Origin of the sequence: Pseudomonas sp. PICF6 (assembly GCF_009831705.1) — a bacterium.
GTDB classification, from domain to species: Bacteria; Pseudomonadota; Gammaproteobacteria; order Pseudomonadales; family Pseudomonadaceae; genus Aquipseudomonas; species Aquipseudomonas rhizophila.
On sequence record NZ_WUUD01000003.1, the window covers coordinates 20,801 to 36,659 of the forward strand.

At 61.1% G+C, this 15,859-nt stretch carries 13 protein-coding genes and 1 pseudogene; 9 read left to right on the plus strand and 5 right to left on the minus strand.

The annotated features are described in order from the left end of the window. From GSM73_RS26745 to GSM73_RS02985, 5 genes are all read left to right on the plus strand, one after another. A partial coding sequence (locus tag GSM73_RS26745) for an ABC transporter permease subunit (protein WP_256676665.1) occupies nucleotides 1–356 on the plus strand: 356 nt, incomplete at its 5' end. A gap of 3 nt (nucleotides 357–359) precedes the next feature. Then, nucleotides 360–1,349 carry a sulfate/molybdate ABC transporter ATP-binding protein gene (locus GSM73_RS02970; RefSeq protein ID WP_047230309.1) on the plus strand — a complete coding sequence of 330 codons (990 nt, stop codon included), beginning with the start codon at nucleotides 360–362 and terminating at the stop codon, nucleotides 1,347–1,349. Nucleotides 1,350–1,682: 333 nt separating this feature from the next. Then, a complete protein-coding gene (locus GSM73_RS02975; RefSeq protein ID WP_047230308.1) occupies nucleotides 1,683–3,053 on the plus strand; it encodes a hypothetical protein in 1,371 nt (456 codons plus the stop codon). Beyond that, nucleotides 3,043–3,555, plus strand: coding sequence for a sorbitol dehydrogenase (locus tag GSM73_RS02980; RefSeq protein ID WP_160891514.1), 513 nt, complete (start codon nucleotides 3,043–3,045; stop codon nucleotides 3,553–3,555). Before GSM73_RS02975 ends, GSM73_RS02980 begins: the two co-directional genes overlap by 11 nt. Continuing rightward, nucleotides 3,552–5,774 (plus strand): GMC oxidoreductase, encoded by a 2,223-nt coding sequence (locus GSM73_RS02985; protein ID WP_160891516.1) that lies wholly within the window; start codon nucleotides 3,552–3,554, stop codon nucleotides 5,772–5,774. Before GSM73_RS02980 ends, GSM73_RS02985 begins: the two co-directional genes overlap by 4 nt. A 130-nt stretch (nucleotides 5,775–5,904) precedes the next feature. On the opposite strand, the gene GSM73_RS02990 is transcribed toward GSM73_RS02985, so the two are convergent. After that, nucleotides 5,905–6,429, minus strand: a complete 525-nt coding sequence (locus tag GSM73_RS02990) for a DUF962 domain-containing protein (protein WP_047230305.1) — start codon at nucleotides 6,427–6,429, stop codon at nucleotides 5,905–5,907. Nucleotides 6,430–6,516: 87 nt separating this feature from the next. Here GSM73_RS02990 and GSM73_RS02995 point away from each other — a divergent pair, with 87 nt between their 5' ends. Further along, entirely contained in the window at nucleotides 6,517–7,203 is a 687-nt protein-coding gene (locus GSM73_RS02995; protein WP_047230304.1) for a Crp/Fnr family transcriptional regulator, read from the plus strand. A 140-nt stretch (nucleotides 7,204–7,343) separates the two neighbouring features. Here the strand turns inward: GSM73_RS02995 and GSM73_RS03000 are convergent, their stop codons facing one another. Next, the gene (locus GSM73_RS03000; RefSeq protein WP_160891518.1) at nucleotides 7,344–8,348 is read right to left on the minus strand and encodes an AraC family transcriptional regulator; all 1,005 of its coding nucleotides are present in this window, start codon (nucleotides 8,346–8,348) and stop codon (nucleotides 7,344–7,346) included. Nucleotides 8,349–8,448: 100 nt separating this feature from the next. Between GSM73_RS03000 and GSM73_RS03005 the strand changes: the two genes are divergently transcribed. Beyond that, the gene (locus GSM73_RS03005) at nucleotides 8,449–9,522 is read left to right on the plus strand and encodes a fatty acid desaturase (protein ID WP_076383228.1); all 1,074 of its coding nucleotides are present in this window, start codon (nucleotides 8,449–8,451) and stop codon (nucleotides 9,520–9,522) included. A gap of 153 nt (nucleotides 9,523–9,675) precedes the next feature. Here the strand turns inward: GSM73_RS03005 and GSM73_RS03010 are convergent, their stop codons facing one another. The 3 genes from GSM73_RS03010 to GSM73_RS03020 all read right to left on the minus strand — a co-directional run bounded on the left by GSM73_RS03010 (nucleotide 9,676) and on the right by GSM73_RS03020 (nucleotide 13,758). Continuing rightward, complete coding sequence (locus GSM73_RS03010; protein WP_160891520.1) at nucleotides 9,676–12,180, minus strand: TonB-dependent siderophore receptor; 2,505 nt, start codon at nucleotides 12,178–12,180, stop codon at nucleotides 9,676–9,678. Nucleotides 12,181–12,266: 86 nt separating this feature from the next. Then, entirely contained in the window at nucleotides 12,267–13,268 is a 1,002-nt protein-coding gene (locus GSM73_RS03015) for a FecR domain-containing protein (RefSeq protein ID WP_047230300.1), read from the minus strand. Further along, on the minus strand, nucleotides 13,258–13,758 hold the full coding sequence (locus tag GSM73_RS03020) for a sigma-70 family RNA polymerase sigma factor (protein ID WP_047230328.1): 501 nt from the start codon (nucleotides 13,756–13,758) through the stop codon (nucleotides 13,258–13,260). Before GSM73_RS03020 ends, GSM73_RS03015 begins: the two co-directional genes overlap by 11 nt. A 251-nt stretch (nucleotides 13,759–14,009) precedes the next feature. On the opposite strand from GSM73_RS03020, the pseudogene GSM73_RS28165 reads away from it, so the two are divergent. Continuing rightward, nucleotides 14,010–14,987: pseudogene (locus tag GSM73_RS28165) on the plus strand (cache domain-containing protein); the annotation flags it as partial. A gap of 117 nt (nucleotides 14,988–15,104) precedes the next feature. After that, on the plus strand, nucleotides 15,105–15,859 hold a 755-nt coding region (locus GSM73_RS28170; protein WP_372241354.1), incomplete at its 3' end, for a methyl-accepting chemotaxis protein.

Here is a 15,859-nt window from a genome sequence, read left to right on the forward strand (position 1 = left end):
TGCAGGAGCAGGGCACCCAGGAAGAAGAAGCCGCGCGCCTGTTGGGTGCCAATGGCTGGCAGATGTTCTGGCATGTCACCGTGCCGAACATCAAGTGGGGGCTGATCTATGGCGTGGTGCTGTGTACCGCCCGGGCCATGGGCGAATTCGGCGCGGTATCGGTGGTGTCCGGGCACATTCGCGGGGTCACCAACACCCTGCCGCTGCACGTCGAGATCCTCTACAACGAATACAACCACGTGGCCGCGTTCGCTGTGGCGAGCCTGTTGCTGATCCTGGCGCTCTTGATCCTGCTGCTCAAGCAGTGGAGCGAAAACCGAATCAACCGCCTGCGCGCCAGCGCCGCGGAGGAATAAGTCATGTCGATCGAAGTTCGTAACGTCAGCAAGAATTTCCACGCCTTCAAGGCCCTGGACGATATCAGCCTGGACATCCAGAGCGGCGAGTTGGTGGCCCTGCTGGGGCCGTCGGGTTGCGGCAAGACCACCTTGCTGCGGATCATCGCCGGCCTCGAAACCCCGGACCAGGGCAACATCGTGTTCCACGGCGAGGACGTTTCCGGCCACGACGTGCGTGATCGCAACGTCGGTTTCGTATTTCAGCACTATGCCCTGTTCCGCCACATGACGGTGTTCGACAACGTTGCCTTCGGCTTGCGCATGAAGCCCAAGAACCAACGCCCGAACGAAAGCCAGATCGCTACCAAGGTCCACGAGTTGTTGAACATGGTGCAACTGGACTGGCTCGCCGACCGTTACCCCGAACAGCTGTCCGGCGGCCAGCGCCAGCGTATCGCCCTGGCCCGCGCCCTGGCGGTGGAGCCTAAAGTGCTGCTGCTGGATGAACCCTTCGGCGCCCTCGACGCCAAGGTTCGCAAGGAACTGCGGCGCTGGCTGGCACGGTTGCACGAGGACATCAACCTGACTTCGGTGTTCGTGACTCACGACCAGGAAGAGGCCATGGAAGTCGCGGATCGGATCGTGGTGATGAACAAGGGCGTGATCGAGCAGATCGGCTCGCCGGGCGATGTCTACGAAAACCCGGCCAGTGATTTTGTGTACCACTTCCTCGGCGACTCGAACCGCCTGCACTTGGGTGAAGACCGGCATGTGCTGTTCCGCCCTCACGAAGTCTCGCTGTCGCGTTCGGAACTGGAGGATCACCACGCCGCCGAAGTGCGCGACATTCGCCCGCTGGGCGCCACCACCCGGGTGACCCTGAAGGTGGAAGGCCAGAGCGAGCTGATCGAAGCTGAAGTGGTGAAGGACCACGACAGTCTGGTGGGCCTGGCGAAGGGCGAGACGCTGTTCTTCAAGCCGAAGGTCTGGCAGAAAGTCGCTAACCTCTAGGATCAAAAGCATCGCGAGCAGGCTCGCTCCCACAGTGGAATGGGCTTGACCACAAGTCTGTGGGCAACCCAAAAAACCTGTGGGAGCGGTGTCGGCCACAACATCTGCGGCCCAGCCCCAGTCTCCTGTGGGAGCGAGCCTGCTCGCGATGGCGGTCCCACTCACGCCCCGATCAGAATCTGAATAACCCCGCCCAACCTTGCTTCGATTGGTTCTACACCAATACCTTTTCCCATCTAAATCCCTACCTAGACTCTGACTTGCCAGGAGGCAGTGAGAGTTCATGACGGACCGGTGTTATCTCCTGGCGCCCTGATGCCAAGGAGATAAAGCATGAGAATGGAAGTCAGTCGGCATGGCCCGTTTGGCTGTGCCTTGCTAAGCGTTTTATTGAGCCCATCCGTCAGCGCCACCCCCTCGTTGTCACCGCAGATACCCTTCGATGTCACGGTTGCCGAGGAACATCCCACTCTGGCCAGCCTTCAGCGCGATTTCGATGACCTGTCATGGCAGACCTTCATTGCCCTGAACTGGCCGGCCCTGGACAACGGCAATCCCAATACCGGCACCTCCATCGGCAAACAGGATGGGGCAACGGTGTGGGAAAGCTGGAAAGAGAGCTACCAGATCTTCCGGGCCAAGGGTCAGGCGCCGTTGGCCTGGGACGCGCCGGCGACGCTTCCCGAAGCGTGCAAGTCGCTCAAGTCCGGGCGCCTGTTGCAGCAGATGGGCAAGGTGCCCGATGTGCTGGATGAGTTTATCCAGCCTTTCGAGAGCGGCCCGCTGGTGGATCAGAACGGTACCTATACGCGCAACGAAATCGTGGTCAACCGATCGATGTTCAATTCCATTGTCGACAATGGTCTGTACAGCATCGAAGGCCAGCAGAAGTTTTTTGCCGCAAACCCGACCAACGCCGTGGCTTTCAGTTGCGGCTCGGCCAAGACACAGGACGTCGGCGCGCTGATGGTGAAAGCATCGTGGAAAGTGCTGGGCGCCAATGATCGTCCGCAGGATTTTCACACCGTCGATGCGCTGGTCTATACACCGGGAAACAGCGACCCGAGCAAAGGACCCATTGTCGGGGAGTCGTGCAAGTCCGAACCGGTGGGGTTGGTGGGACTGCACATCGTTCACAAGACCGACAGCGCCGCGCAGTGGGTCTGGTCGACCTTTGAACATGTAAAAAACGTACCCGAACAGACCACCCCCCCGGCCCAGCGGGTGGGACCTTATCTGTTCTACAACGCTGCCAGCCAAAGCGATATCAACCAGCCGCCGCCCCGGCCCTGGAACCCGGCGGTCAAGGCAACACCCTCGCAGATCGTGCGTGAGATACCGCTGACCGAAGCCACCAAAACCCTGAACGCCACCTATCAAGCCCTGTTGCGTACAGTCAACCCACAGAGCGTCTGGGCGAACTATCAATTGATCAGTACCCAGTGGCCGTCGGCACCACAGCCCAACTGTCAGATATCAGCCGCCAACCCGCTGGGCAATCCAGCCCCGTTGTTCCTGGCCAACGCCACACTGGAAACCTACATCCAGGGCACCGTGCCCCAAGCGTCTTCCAGTTGCATGGCGTGTCATGGCAATGCGGCAACCCATGTCACCGAATCGCCGCGCACCAGCTTCGCGGATTTCACCTATTTGCTCGAACGCGCGCAGTCCACGACTGGACAAGGAGTCAAGCATGAGCAGTGATCTGGAAAATTTCGTAGGCCTTTCATCGGTCCTGACTGGCATTTCCACTGAGCGATTGGCACCGGCGATCGACCAGGTGGGTTTGCCTCCGCTGTTTCTTGAATTCATCACGCCAAGAATCACGCCTGATGTGCTCAGTACATTGCTGACTCAATACGCCAACCTGGCGGGGGACAATCAATCCCCGGATCAGATCGCCCAAGCGGTGTTGATGGAAGGAGCGCTACCGGCCGACACGCCGACCGCCAAAGCCGCGCGTTCGATCATGAAGCTGTGGTTGCTGGGCGTCTGGTACCAACCGTATGACGCGGCGAGTTTCAAAAAGGATGAGCAGACGGTGGTGTCCGACCAGGCTTATATCAATGGATGGGCCTGGAAAGCCGCCCAGGCTCACCCTATGGGCTACAGCGAGATGTTCTTCGGCTACTGGAACACGACGCCGCCCAGCCTTGAGGATTACACCGGGGTAGCCGCCAACGCGCAGCAAGGAGCTTCGTCATGAGTACCGAACAAGCAGAGGTGGTCATCGTTGGGGCGGGCCTGGCCGGCAGCATCATCGCTTATCAGTTGGGCATGGCTGGCGTGGATGTGCTGGTGCTCGAATCGGGCCCGGAGATTCCGGCCAATCGTACGCAGTATCTGGAGCGCTTCTACACGGCGACCCTGAAAACCCCGGAGTCGCCCTATCCTCCGGTATCGACCCTGGACACACCGCGGGATCCGACCAAGGAAAATGCCCCGCGGGCAACCATCGCCGATCTGATCCTGGGGTGGGACAAACCGGAAATCAGTTACCTGGTGCAGAAAGGCCCGTTGCCCTTCAACAGCACCTACGAACGGGTGGGCGGCGGGACGACCTGGCATTGGGTCGGGACGTGCCTGCGCATGGTGCCGAACGATTTTCGCCTGAAGAGCAAATACGGCGTCGGGGTGGACTGGCCGATCGGCTACGACGATCTGCAAAGTGCCTATTGCCGGGCCGAGGCGGAAATCGGTGTGTCGGCCAATGTCGCCGACCAGGCTTATCTGGGCATGACCTTTCCCGAGGGCTATTCATTCCCGATGCACAGCATTCCGCTGTCACTGGTTGACGGCAGTTTTGTCAGCGCCGTGACCGGGCAGACGTTCGACGGCTTGCCGCTGGTGGTCAGTCCGACCCCGGCGGGGCGCAATTCCCAGCCCTACGCCGGGCGCCGGGTGTGTGCCGGCAATACCAACTGCACGCCGATCTGCCCGATCCAGGCCAAGTACGACGCCACGGTGACCATGAACAAGGCCCGGGCCACCGGCAACGTCCGGGTCATGTACCGGACCGTGGCCAGCAAAGTGACCGTGGGCCCGGACAAGAACATCAATGGCATAGAATTCATTCAATATCAGCTTGGCGAGGGACCGAAGACGGGAAACGGTGTGGCCATCGGGCAGCGTTACGTGATCGCGGCCCATGCCATCGAAACCCCTAAATTGTTGCTCAACTCCAAGACCCCGGACTGGCCCAAAGGTGTGGCCAACAGCAGCGGGCAGGTGGGACGCAGTCTGTCCGACCATCCGATTTACCTGGCGTGGGGGCTGATGCCGGAAGGCAAGACGGTTTTCCCATATCGTGGTCCGGTGTCCACTGCGGGCATCGAGAGCCTGCGTGACGGTGCCTTCCGCAGCCAGCGAGCGGCATGGCGCATCGAAATTGGCAATGAAGGCTGGAACTGGCCGGTTGGCGATCCTTACGTCACCGTGGCCGATTTTATCGACGGGGCGAACACCAGTCGCACCAATCCATTGCCGGCGAAAGAGACACCGGCGCCGCCCACTGAAGCGCTGTACGGCACGGCACTGATCAAAAAACTCAACGAACTGTTCATCCGCCAGTTTCGGATCGGCTTCCTGGTGGAACAGGTGGAAGACCATCCCGACCAGTCCAATAGCTACATCGTGCCCTCGACGGATAACTACAAGGACGGGCTCGGCATTCTTCGGCCGGAAATCCACTACGACCTGTCCGATTACACCAAGGAAGGTTTCAGGCAGGCGAAGATACTGGCGAGCCACATCATCAAGGACCTGCTTGGCGCCGTGGAACTGACAGCACCCATTGGCAAAGGGACCTTCAACTACAAAGGCGAAGATTACAGCTTCCAGGGCGCCGGACACCTGATGGGGACCTATCGCATGGGCGATGATCCAGCCAAGTCGGTGGTGGACAAATACCAGCGCAGTTGGGACCACAAGAACCTGTTTCTGGTGGGCGATGGCGTGTTCCCCAGCACGGGCACCTCGAACCCGAGCCTGACGATTGCGGCGCTGTCGTTCCAAGCCGGGGACACCGTGGCCAACGACCTGAAGGCGGTGACCATGCAGGTCCAATCCAACATCGCCTGGCAGGGCACTGGAGTGCAGATCAACGGGTTGATACCGCGCGTGGTTCGCTACGTCAGTGGGTTATGGTGCGCGAGTCCGCAGGGCGGCAATGTCGATGGAAACGGTGGTTCGAGGCACATCGACTACAGCAGCTATGCTTTGCCCGGTGCCGCCGAAGGCGCCTTGGTTGGTCGTGTAGGCAACGATGGAACACCGTTCCTGGTGGGGGATCTGGCGCAGGTTCCGGGCGACCAGCAAGGGGAGCTGCAACTGTGCATCAACGATGATCTGACCGGGCAACATGGGTCTGGCTTGAAAGATAACACCGGCGCGCTGACGATACGGGTCGAGTTTGGTGCGCTGTAACTTGAGCGGTAAGGCCTGACGCTTGTGGGAGCAAGCTTGTGGGAGTAAGGCTTGCCCGCGATGCAAACACCTCGGTGTAGCTTGATAGACCGAGGCGATGCGTTCGCGGGCAAGCCTTGCTCCCACAGATTCAGACGGCCGAGCGTTGGTGACGCAAGGCCACGGGCCCGGCGCGTTCTTCAATGGCCCGCTTCAGTTCGCCACGAAGCCCCAGCAGGAAACCCGCCTCCACCACCACGAACAGCGGCCCGACAATCAACCCGGTGAGGTCATCGACGAACGCCGGTTTACGGCCTTCGTAATAGTGACCGACGAACTGGATCACCCAGCCCACCACGAACATCCCCAAGCCACTGCCCAGCCATACCAAGGTGCTTTGCGCGGCGAGCACCTGGCCCAGCCATAGCGCCAGGGCCAGCAGTACCGTCATCAGCACCCCCAGGCGCAACTCAAGGCGCAGATAGAACCAGGCACTGGCTACCGCTATCAGCAGCGCCGGCGACACCAGGAGCGCGCCCACCGGCCAACCCGGCCGTGACAGCAGTACGGCGACGGCGACGAAAATCAGCGGAATACCGATGAAGTGCGTGGCGATGTTGCGTGGGTCGCGGTGGTAGGCAGCGTATTGACTGAGATGATCAACGAGGCTTTTCATTGTTGTTCCTCCTGAGGTGATGCCTGCATGATGCCCGGGTTCCACGAGGCGTTCTGTCAGTTAGCCGACACTTGTCCCGGAGTTTCCATGAATACCCATCCCTGGCACTCGCACCTGTTGGCCGGTCACTGGTACAGCCACTTGCCCGCTGAGTTACAGAATAGTCTGTTAGGCATGTCGCGGGTGCGCCGCCTGGTGCCGGGGCATCGGCTGTTTCAGCGCGGTGACCCACCCTGCGGGATGTACGCCGTATTGGAGGGCGCGGTACGGATCGGCGCAGTGAACGAACAGGGCAAGGAAGCGCTGCTCAGTGTGGTGGAAGCGCCCCACTGGTTTGGTGAAATCTGCCTGTTCGATGGCCAGCCGCGCACCCATGACGCGGTGAGCGTGGGCCAGTGCACCTTGCTGCACTTGCCTCAGGCGCCGTTGATGGCGTTTCTGCAAGAACATCCGGTCTATTGGCGAGATATTGCGCGGCTGATGAGCCACAAACTGCGCCTGACCTTCATCAATCTCGAACACCTGAGCCTGATGCCCGCCCCGGTACGTGTTGCCAATCGCCTGCTGATGATCGCCGAAGGCTACGGCGAAATCGAACCGGCGCGACGGGTCTTGCAACTGCCCCAGGAGCAACTGGCGCTCATGCTCTCACTGTCGCGCCAGACCACCAACCAGATCCTCAAGGACCTTCAGGCCCAGGGCATTGTGCAGTTGGCTTATGGTGAGATTGAAATCCTGGATATCGAGCGGTTGCGGGCATTGACCACGATCTGAAGGCCTGTATCGACTGATCCACCGCTATCGCGAGCAGGCTCGCTCCCACAGCGTTGGAGGCGGGCCTGAATGTTGAGTTCACCTCAAGACAATGTGGGAGCGAGCCTGCTCGCGATAGGGCCGGCTCAGCCAACGCAAACCTAGCGCAACCCATCCCGAAACTGCCCCGGCGTCATTCCGGTCCAGCGCTTGAACGCCCGGCTGAAGCTGCTGGCATCGGCAAAGCCCAGAAGATAACCGACTTCACTCAGTGAGCACTGCGGGTCGCGCAGGTGCAGCAGTGCCAGGTTTTCCCGACATTCGTTAAGCAGCGTGTCGAAGCGGCAGCCTTCATCGGCCAAATGCCGTTGCAGGCTGCGCAGGCTCAGGTGCATGGCCTGGGCGATGCGCTCGGCGCTGGGTTCGCCTTCGGGCAGTTGGGCCTCGATAGCGGCTCGCACCTTGCGCTCCCAGGTCAGCGGCTGGAGCTGGGCGAGGGTGCGCTTGAGTACCGTCTCGTTATGTTCAGCCAGCTCCGGGTTGGCGTCGTCCAGGTGGCTGTCGAAATCGACGAGGTTGAACTCCAGGCAATCTTGCTCGGCGCCGAAATACACAGGTGAACGGAACACTTTATGCCAGGGGCCGGGGTCCGTCGGTTCCGGGCGCCGCAAGTACACCGCCAGCGGCGCGTAATCGCGGCCCAGTCGGTTGCGACACGTGCGCACGTAAATCGCGGCGAACGCATCGATGGCTTCAAAGGCCGGCGTCGTCCGGCCTTGGGGCACGTCGAGCGTGAAGCGGTATCGGTCTTCGCAGCGGCTCAGTTGCAGCATCAACGCATCGCTGACCACCGGGTGATAACGCACGATTCGCTCAAACACTTCTCGCAAACTGCCGCTGGCCACCAGGGCATAACCCAGAGCGTGGAACGTGGTGGGACTGACGAAGCGCGAAACCCGCAGGCCGATCGCCGGATCACCGCTGGCCTGCACGGCCAGTTCCCACAGGCGCGTGGTGGCCGAGAGCGGATAACGGGCATTCGGGTCGTCCATCAACTGCGGATCGAGCCCGGCCTCCAGGCACAGGGCATGGCTGTCCAGGCCCAACGCATCAAGCTGTTTGCGCAGGGCGCGGGTCCAACTGGCGAGGGAGGTGGGTTCAGTCATGGCGATTGGCGCTTGCGGTCAACAGGTTGGCGTTTACGGCTACCACCCTAGGGGGCATCGCCCGGCAGGATGAGCACATCGATAGAAGAGGATGTAAGCCATGCACGGCACTTGCGCAAGCCCCGAGCGATTGAATGCACAACAGCGATCGGCCCATATTCGCCAGGTAGTCTTGGCCCGAGGCGAAGAACTGCGCCAGCGCTACCCGATCCTGCGTCATCAGGATGCGTTGGGCGCGGGCATCCTGGCGTTCGCCCTGGCCGGGATGGTCGGTTCGGCGCTGCTCTACATCAACGGTCACCTGGCCGGTTGGGCATGCCTGCTGCTCAACGCTTTTTTCGCTTCACTGACCCACGAGCTGGAACACGACCTGATCCACAGCATGTATTTTCGCAAGCAACGCGTACCCCACAACCTGATGATGGGCCTGGTCTGGCTGGCGCGGCCCAGCACCATCAACCCGTGGATCCGCCGCCATTTGCACCTCAATCATCACAAAGTGTCCGGCAGCGAGGCCGACCTGGAAGAGCGGGCCATTACCAATGGCGAGCCCTGGGGGCTGGCGCGCTTGCTGATGGTGGGCGACAACGTGATGTCGGCCTTCATTCGCCTGCTGCGGGCCAAGACCTGGGCGCACAAGCGCAGCATCCTCAAGCGCACGCTGAAGGTGTATTTCCCGCTGGCGCTGTTGCACTGGGGCGCGTGGTACGTGTTTCTCGGTTTCCATGGGGCCAACGCTGTCGCCTATTTGCTTGGCACGTCGATTGATTGGTCGCCGACCACGCTGGCAGTGATGCACGTGATCGATATCGCAGCGGTGGTGATCATCGGCCCGAACGTGCTGCGCACCTTTTGCCTGCATTTCATCAGCTCGAACATGCATTACTACGGCGACATCGAGCCGGGCAATGTCATCCAGCAAACCCAGGTGCTCAACCCCTGGTGGCTGTGGCCATTGCAGGCGTTCTGCTTCAACTTCGGCAGTAGCCACGGGGTCCATCATTTCGTGGTCAAAGAGCCGTTCTACATCCGCCAGATGACGGTGCCGGTGGCCCACAAAGTGATGCGTGAGATGGGCGTGCGGTTCAATGATTTCGGCACGTTTGGGCGGGCGAACCGGTTTGTGCGGGAAGAGGGTGTGGTGCGGGAGGAAGGGGATGCGGTGCGGGTTTGACGCAAACAGGTTCGAGAAGTAAAAACCGAACCTTGTGGCGAGGGAGCTTGCTCCCGCTGGGTGGCGCAGCAGCCCCCCAAAAAACAGGGCCGCTTCGCGTCCAGCGGGAGCAAGCTCCCTCGCCACAGAGAATGAGTTACCAAAGAGAACGGGTCAAAACTGGTAACTCACCGTCGCCGCCACGTTGCGTTCTTCGCCCAGGTAGCAGTAGCTCAGGCTGGCGCAGGAGGCGACGTAGGTTTCGTTGGTCAGGTTGTTTGCGTTCAGGCGCACGTCCACGCCTTTCAAGCCGACCTTGCCCAGGTCATACCCCACCGACGCATCGAACAGCGTATAGGACGGCACCTTCATGGTGTTTTCCGCATCGGCCCAGCTGTAGCCGACATAACGTACGCCACCGCCCAGTCGCAGGCCATCGAGCGCGCCGCTGTCGAACTTGTAGTCCGCCCACACCGAAGCCATGTGGCGTGGGGCCTGGGTCGGTGAGTTGCCTTTGTTTTCGATGATGTCGGTGGCGGTGCTCAACGTGCTGATCATCGATTTCGAATACTCGATATCGGTGAAGGTGTAGCTGCCCAGCACTTTGAACTGCTCGGTCAGTTGCAGGTGCGCTTCCAGTTCCAGGCCCTGGGAGCGAACGGCACCGACGGCGCGGTAGAAGTTTTCCTGGGGCAGTTTGGTCGCCAGGTTCTCCTGGTCGATGCGGAACAGCGAGGCGGTGTACAGGTCATCCGTACCCGGTGGCTGATACTTCAGGCCCAGTTCCCATTGCTTGCCATCGGTCGGCGACAGCGGGTTGCCGGCGCTGTCGGCGTAGGAGTTGGGGTTGAACGACTCGGAGTAGCTGACGTACGGCGCCAGGCCGTTGTCGAACAGGTACAGCGCCCCGGCACGGCCAGTGAGCTTGCTGCGTTTGTCGTTGATCTCGGTGCCTTCCGGGCGGCCGAACTCAGCGATGCGGTTTTCATCCGAGGTTTTCACCCAGTCCTGACGCAGGCCCAGGGAGAAACGCCATTTATCCATCTCGATCAGGTCTTGCAGGTAGACACCGGTCTGTTCCAGGCGCCGCAGGTAGCTGGTGGGGCTGAAGTAGGTGATAGCCGAGTTGCCATAGACCGGGTCGAAGGCGTTGATCGGGGCCAGGCTGCCGCTGGTCCAATCCACCACGGTCTTGCGCCGCTGATAGTCAGCGCCCATCAACACGGTGTGCTTGGTCGCCCCGCTGAAAAATTCAGCCTGCAGCATGTTGTCGACGATGAACGAATGCAGTTTTTCTTCGGCACCGGTGTAGTAGCGGTTCAGCTCGTTGCTGGTCGGCGTGGTCCAGCCGTAGGCGTAGACCTGATCATTGGTGACTTGGGAGTCCAGGTAACGGAAGTTCTGCCGGGCGGTGAAGACATCGTTGAAACGGTGTTCGAACTGGTAGCCGAACGACTGCTGATCACGTTCATAGCCATCGACGCCCGGCTCGCCTTCGAAGAAATTTTCCGAGATACGCTTGCCGTTGCGCTGATGCAAGGTGCCGTCGGCTGGCATGCCGCCGTGATAACCCCCGTCGGGGTCGTGCTGCAGGTAGGCCTGAAGTGTCAGCGACGTGTCTTCGGTAAAGTCGATGCTCACCGTGGGGGCGAGGGCAAAGCGCTTTTCCTTGGTGTGGTCGAACTGCGTGTCGGACGTATCCGCCAGGCCCACCAGGCGATAGGCGATGCGTTTGTCATCATCCACCGGCCCGGTAAAGTCGAAGCCCATGCCGCGTTGGCCCTGGGTGCCGACCGTGGCCTGGATTTGGTGATAGGCCTCGTACAGCGGTTTCTTGCTGGTGAGTGCCACCAGGCCGCCGGGCGAGCTGCGCCCGTAGAGCACCGAGGATGGGCCTTTGAGAATGTCGACCCGCTCAAGGAAGTACGGGTCGACTTGCATGGAACTGTAGGTGCCGCTGTCGCCCATGGACTTGAGGCCGTCGAGGTAGATGTTGTCCACCGAGCCATCGTTGAAGCCGCGCATCGCCACGTAGTCGTAGCGATGGGTCGCGCCGTAGGGGGTGGTCAATACCCCTGGGGTGTAGCGCATGGTCTGGGAGACGGTTTGCGCGCCTTGGTCGTCCATTTGCTCGCGGGTGACCACGGAGACGCTTTGCGAGGTTTCCCGCAGGGCGGTACTGGTCTTGGTGGCGACCTGGCTGTGGGTGGCGTTGTAGCCCGCCATGCTGCCCAACGCGTTACCCAGGGCAAACCCCTTGATGTCGGTGGTCGGCAGCGCCAACGTGCCGCCCGAGGCCTCGGTTTGCAGCACATAGCTGCTGCCATCCGGGCTGACGGCGGTCAGGCCTGAAGCGCTGAGAAGATGGCTCAGGGCCTGGTCCGTCGAATACTCGCCGTGCAGTCCCGGGGACTGGATACCGCTCGTCTGCTGCGGAGTGCTTGCCAGGGTGATGCCGGCCTGACGAGCGAACTGGTTCAGCACATCGCTCAGGGGGCCGGCGGCAATGTTGTAGCTCTGGCGCGCGGTGGTGACACCGTCTTGCGCCGCGACGGCGAACATTGGCACGGCGCCCGCACTCAACACCGTGCAGAACAGTGCAGCACGGATGGCATGGCGCAACAGGCCTGTTTGCGAGGAGCAGCCAAAGGGGGTGTTGAGGTTTACGCACTCAGTCATTGTGGGTTTCCGTTGGAGTCGCTAAGGGCAGATAAGCGTTGCTTACTGTCCTAGCCGGACTTGCGCGCAAAACCCGCCAAAAAAAATCAGACCGATTCCTGCACCGTGACCCACCAACGGGTTCGATAGCGTAATTGAACGGGGAGCGTGCGCGGCAGGACGGCCAGCAACCTGTCGGTGTCTTCCAGGCGGAAAACGCCTGACAAGCGCAGGTCCGCAATCGACGCGGCGCATTTCAGATAGCCCTGGCGGTAACGTCCTACCTCGTTGAGGAAGTCCTCCAGACGCATGTTGCGCGTCACGAGCAAACCCTCCGCCCAGGCACCGATGTCCATATCCAGCGGCGGCGCCATGGTCGCTGTCGATGAGCTGAGCAGATAGCTCTGCCCGGCGCTCACCTGTAGCGGGGCACCATCGGCGCCACGGTGCGAAAGGATCGCGACCCTGCCACGGGTGACGCTCAGGCGTGTGCAGGCATTGTCCTGCCGCACCACGAAGCGCCCGTCCAGCCCTTCGAACAGGCCATGTCGGCTGCGCACCAGCAGCGGCCGCTCGGGATCGCGACCGCAGGTGAGCATGATTTCACCTCGCGTCAGGCTGATCAGGCGATGCTCGGTCGTGTAGTCCAGGTCGGCGGCGCTGTCAGTGTTCAGTTCAAGCCGCGTACCGTCGGGCAACTGGAAACCTCGATGTTCGCCGGTGGCAGTGGCGAAATCCGCGCTCCACGGCTGCCAGCCCAGGTCCTTGCCCAGCCAGGCGGCGGAGCCTATCAGCGCCACCCCCGACAACAGTTTCAAGGCCTGGCGCCGACCGAGTCGCTGGGCGCTGTTTTCCAGGGTGTCGAGAGCGACGTGGGCGCCGGGGACCGCCCGCAGGTTCGAGGTCAACTCACTGTGCAGCGCTTGCACCCGCTGCCAGGCCAATTCGTGTTCGTGATGGGCGGCGCGCCAGACCTCGCATTGTTGGCGCAAGGCCGGATTGGCAGCATGGTTGCGCAGGCGCAGCAGCCAGTTGATCGCTTGCCTGACTACCTGTTGGGATGGGCCGCTGCGTCGATTCAACACGTTATCCACAGGCTCAGCTTTCATAGCGCAACACATAGCAGTGATACAGCGCATCGGCGACGTATCGTTCCACCGAGCGCAAGGAAATGCCCATCTGCTCGGCAATCTGCTTGTACGTCAGGCCTTCGCACTGGGCCAACAGAAATGCCCTGCGCACTTTCGGCTTCAGGCCCTCGAGCATTCTGGCGATGGCTTCCAGCAGCTCCAGGATCAAGGCCTGGGCTTCGGTGTCGGGGGCTTGGGCGGGTGGCAGGTGGGCGATGGATTCCAGGTAAGCGCGTTCGATTTCTTCCCGGCGCCAATGATCGATCACCAGGCCTTGGGCGATGGTGCGTAGAAAGGCGCGGGGCGACTTGAGCTCCAGGCGTTCGGTGCGTTGCAGCAGGCGCACGAAGGTGTCCTGGGCCAGGTCCGCTGCGTCGGCAGCATTGCCCAAGCGGCTGCGCAGCCATGTGTGAAGCCAGCCGTGATGGTTGCTGTAGAGCGTCTGTACTGCAAACTCGGGAGATGACATGAACGCGAAGGCCTGGATGTCGCAAATGATAATAGGTCGCATTGTCATCAGGGGTCAGTGAATTTGCAACCACCGTTCGACGCACCGTGTCCTTCCGTCGCCCATTTGTTTAAAGGGCTCATATTTTTTTAACTTTTGCCGACAGCGTTATATGCGTGCACCAAAGTGGAGCAGATCACAAGTCCGCCCGCGCTGTGACATGAATGCTGCAACCGGAATGCACCCCCACTCCCTGCATAAGAAGCCTGTCGATGAATCTGAAGTTCAGCCATAAAATCCTTCTGGCCGCCTCTGGTGTGGTCGTTCTGGCTTTTGCCCTGTTCACGCTCTACAACGACTACCTGCAACGAAAAACCATTGGCAGCAGTCTCGAATCCTCCATCCAGCAGTCCGGCGACCTGACGGCCAGCAGCGTCCAGAACTGGATGAGCGGCCGGGTGCTGGTGCTGGAAAACCTGGCGCAGAATATTGCGCACCAGGGCGCGGGTGCCGATCTGCCGGGGCTGGTGGATCAGCCGGCGCTGACGTCGAATTTCCAGTTCACTTACGTGGGTCAGGCCAACGGCGTCTTCACCCAGCGCCCTGACGCAAAAATGCCCGACGGCTACGACCCGCGCCAGCGCCCCTGGTACAAACAGGCAGTCACCATCGATCAAACCATGCTGACCCCGCCCTACCTGGCTGCGGTCGGCGGCCTGGTGGTGACCATCGCCCTGCCGGTGAAGCACAACGGTGAGCTGCTCGGTGTGGTGGGGGGCGACCTGAGCCTGGAAACCCTGGTGAAAATCATCAACTCCGTGGATTTCGGCGGCATCGGCCATGGGTTTCTGGTCAGCGGCGACGGTCAGGTCATCGTCAGCCCGGACAAGGACCAGGTGATGAAGAACCTCAAGGACATCTACCCCGGTACGCCAGTGCGCATCGAGAAAGGTATCCAGGAGGTTGAGCTCAATGGGCAGGATCGCATTCTTTCGTTTACCCCCGTCGCAGGCCTGCCGAATACCCAGTGGTACATCGGTCTATCGATCGACAAAGACAAGGCCTACGCACCGCTGAGCCATTTCCGTACCTCGGCGCTGATTGCGATGTTTGTGGCGGTGGCGGCCATTGCGTTGCTGCTGAGCCTGTTGATCCAGGTGTTGATGCGTCCATTGACCACCATGGGGCGCGCCATGCAGGACATCGCCCAAGGTGAAGGCGACCTGACCCGGCGTCTGGTGGTCCAGGGCAAGGATGAGTTCGGTGAGCTGGGCAGCTCGTTCAACCAATTCGTGGAGCGGATTCACGCGTCGATCTCGGAGGTGTCTTCCGCCACTCGACAAGTGCATGACCTGTCGCAGCGGGTGATGACTTCGTCCAATGCCTCGCTCGTTGGCTCCGACGAACAGAGCGCCCGCACCAACAGCGTGGCAGCGGCCATCAATCAGTTGGGCGCCGCGACCCAGGAAATCGCCCGCAATGCCGCCGACGCCTCGCAACAGGCCAGTGGTGCCAGCGAGCAAGCCGATGACGGACGCCAGGTGGTGGAAAAAACCATCCAGGCCATGACCGAGCTGTCACAGAAGATCAGCCTCTCGTGCACCCAGATCGAAACCCTGAACGCCAGCACCGACAACATCGGGCACATCCTGGACGTGATCAAGGGCATCTCTCAGCAAACCAACCTGCTGGCGCTGAACGCTGCCATTGAAGCGGCCCGTGCCGGTGAAGCCGGGCGCGGGTTTGCGGTGGTGGCCGATGAAGTGCGCAACCTGGCGCACCGCACCCAGGAGTCGGCGGAAGAAATCCACAAGATGATCACCTCGCTCCAGGTCGGTTCCCGTGAAGCGGTGACGACGATGAACGCCAGCCAGCTTTCCAGCGAAGAAAGTGTGGAAGTGGCCAACCAGGCGGGTCTGCGGCTGGTCAGCGTGACGCAGCGCATCGGTGAAATCGACGGCATGAACCAGTCGGTGGCCGCGGCCACCGAAGAACAGACCGCCGTGGTGGAAACCCTCAACATGGATGTCAGCCACATCAACCTGCTGAACCAGCAAAGCGTCGCCAACCTCAATGAAACCCTGAAGGATTGCGATGCCCTGTCGCAACAGGCCAATCGGCT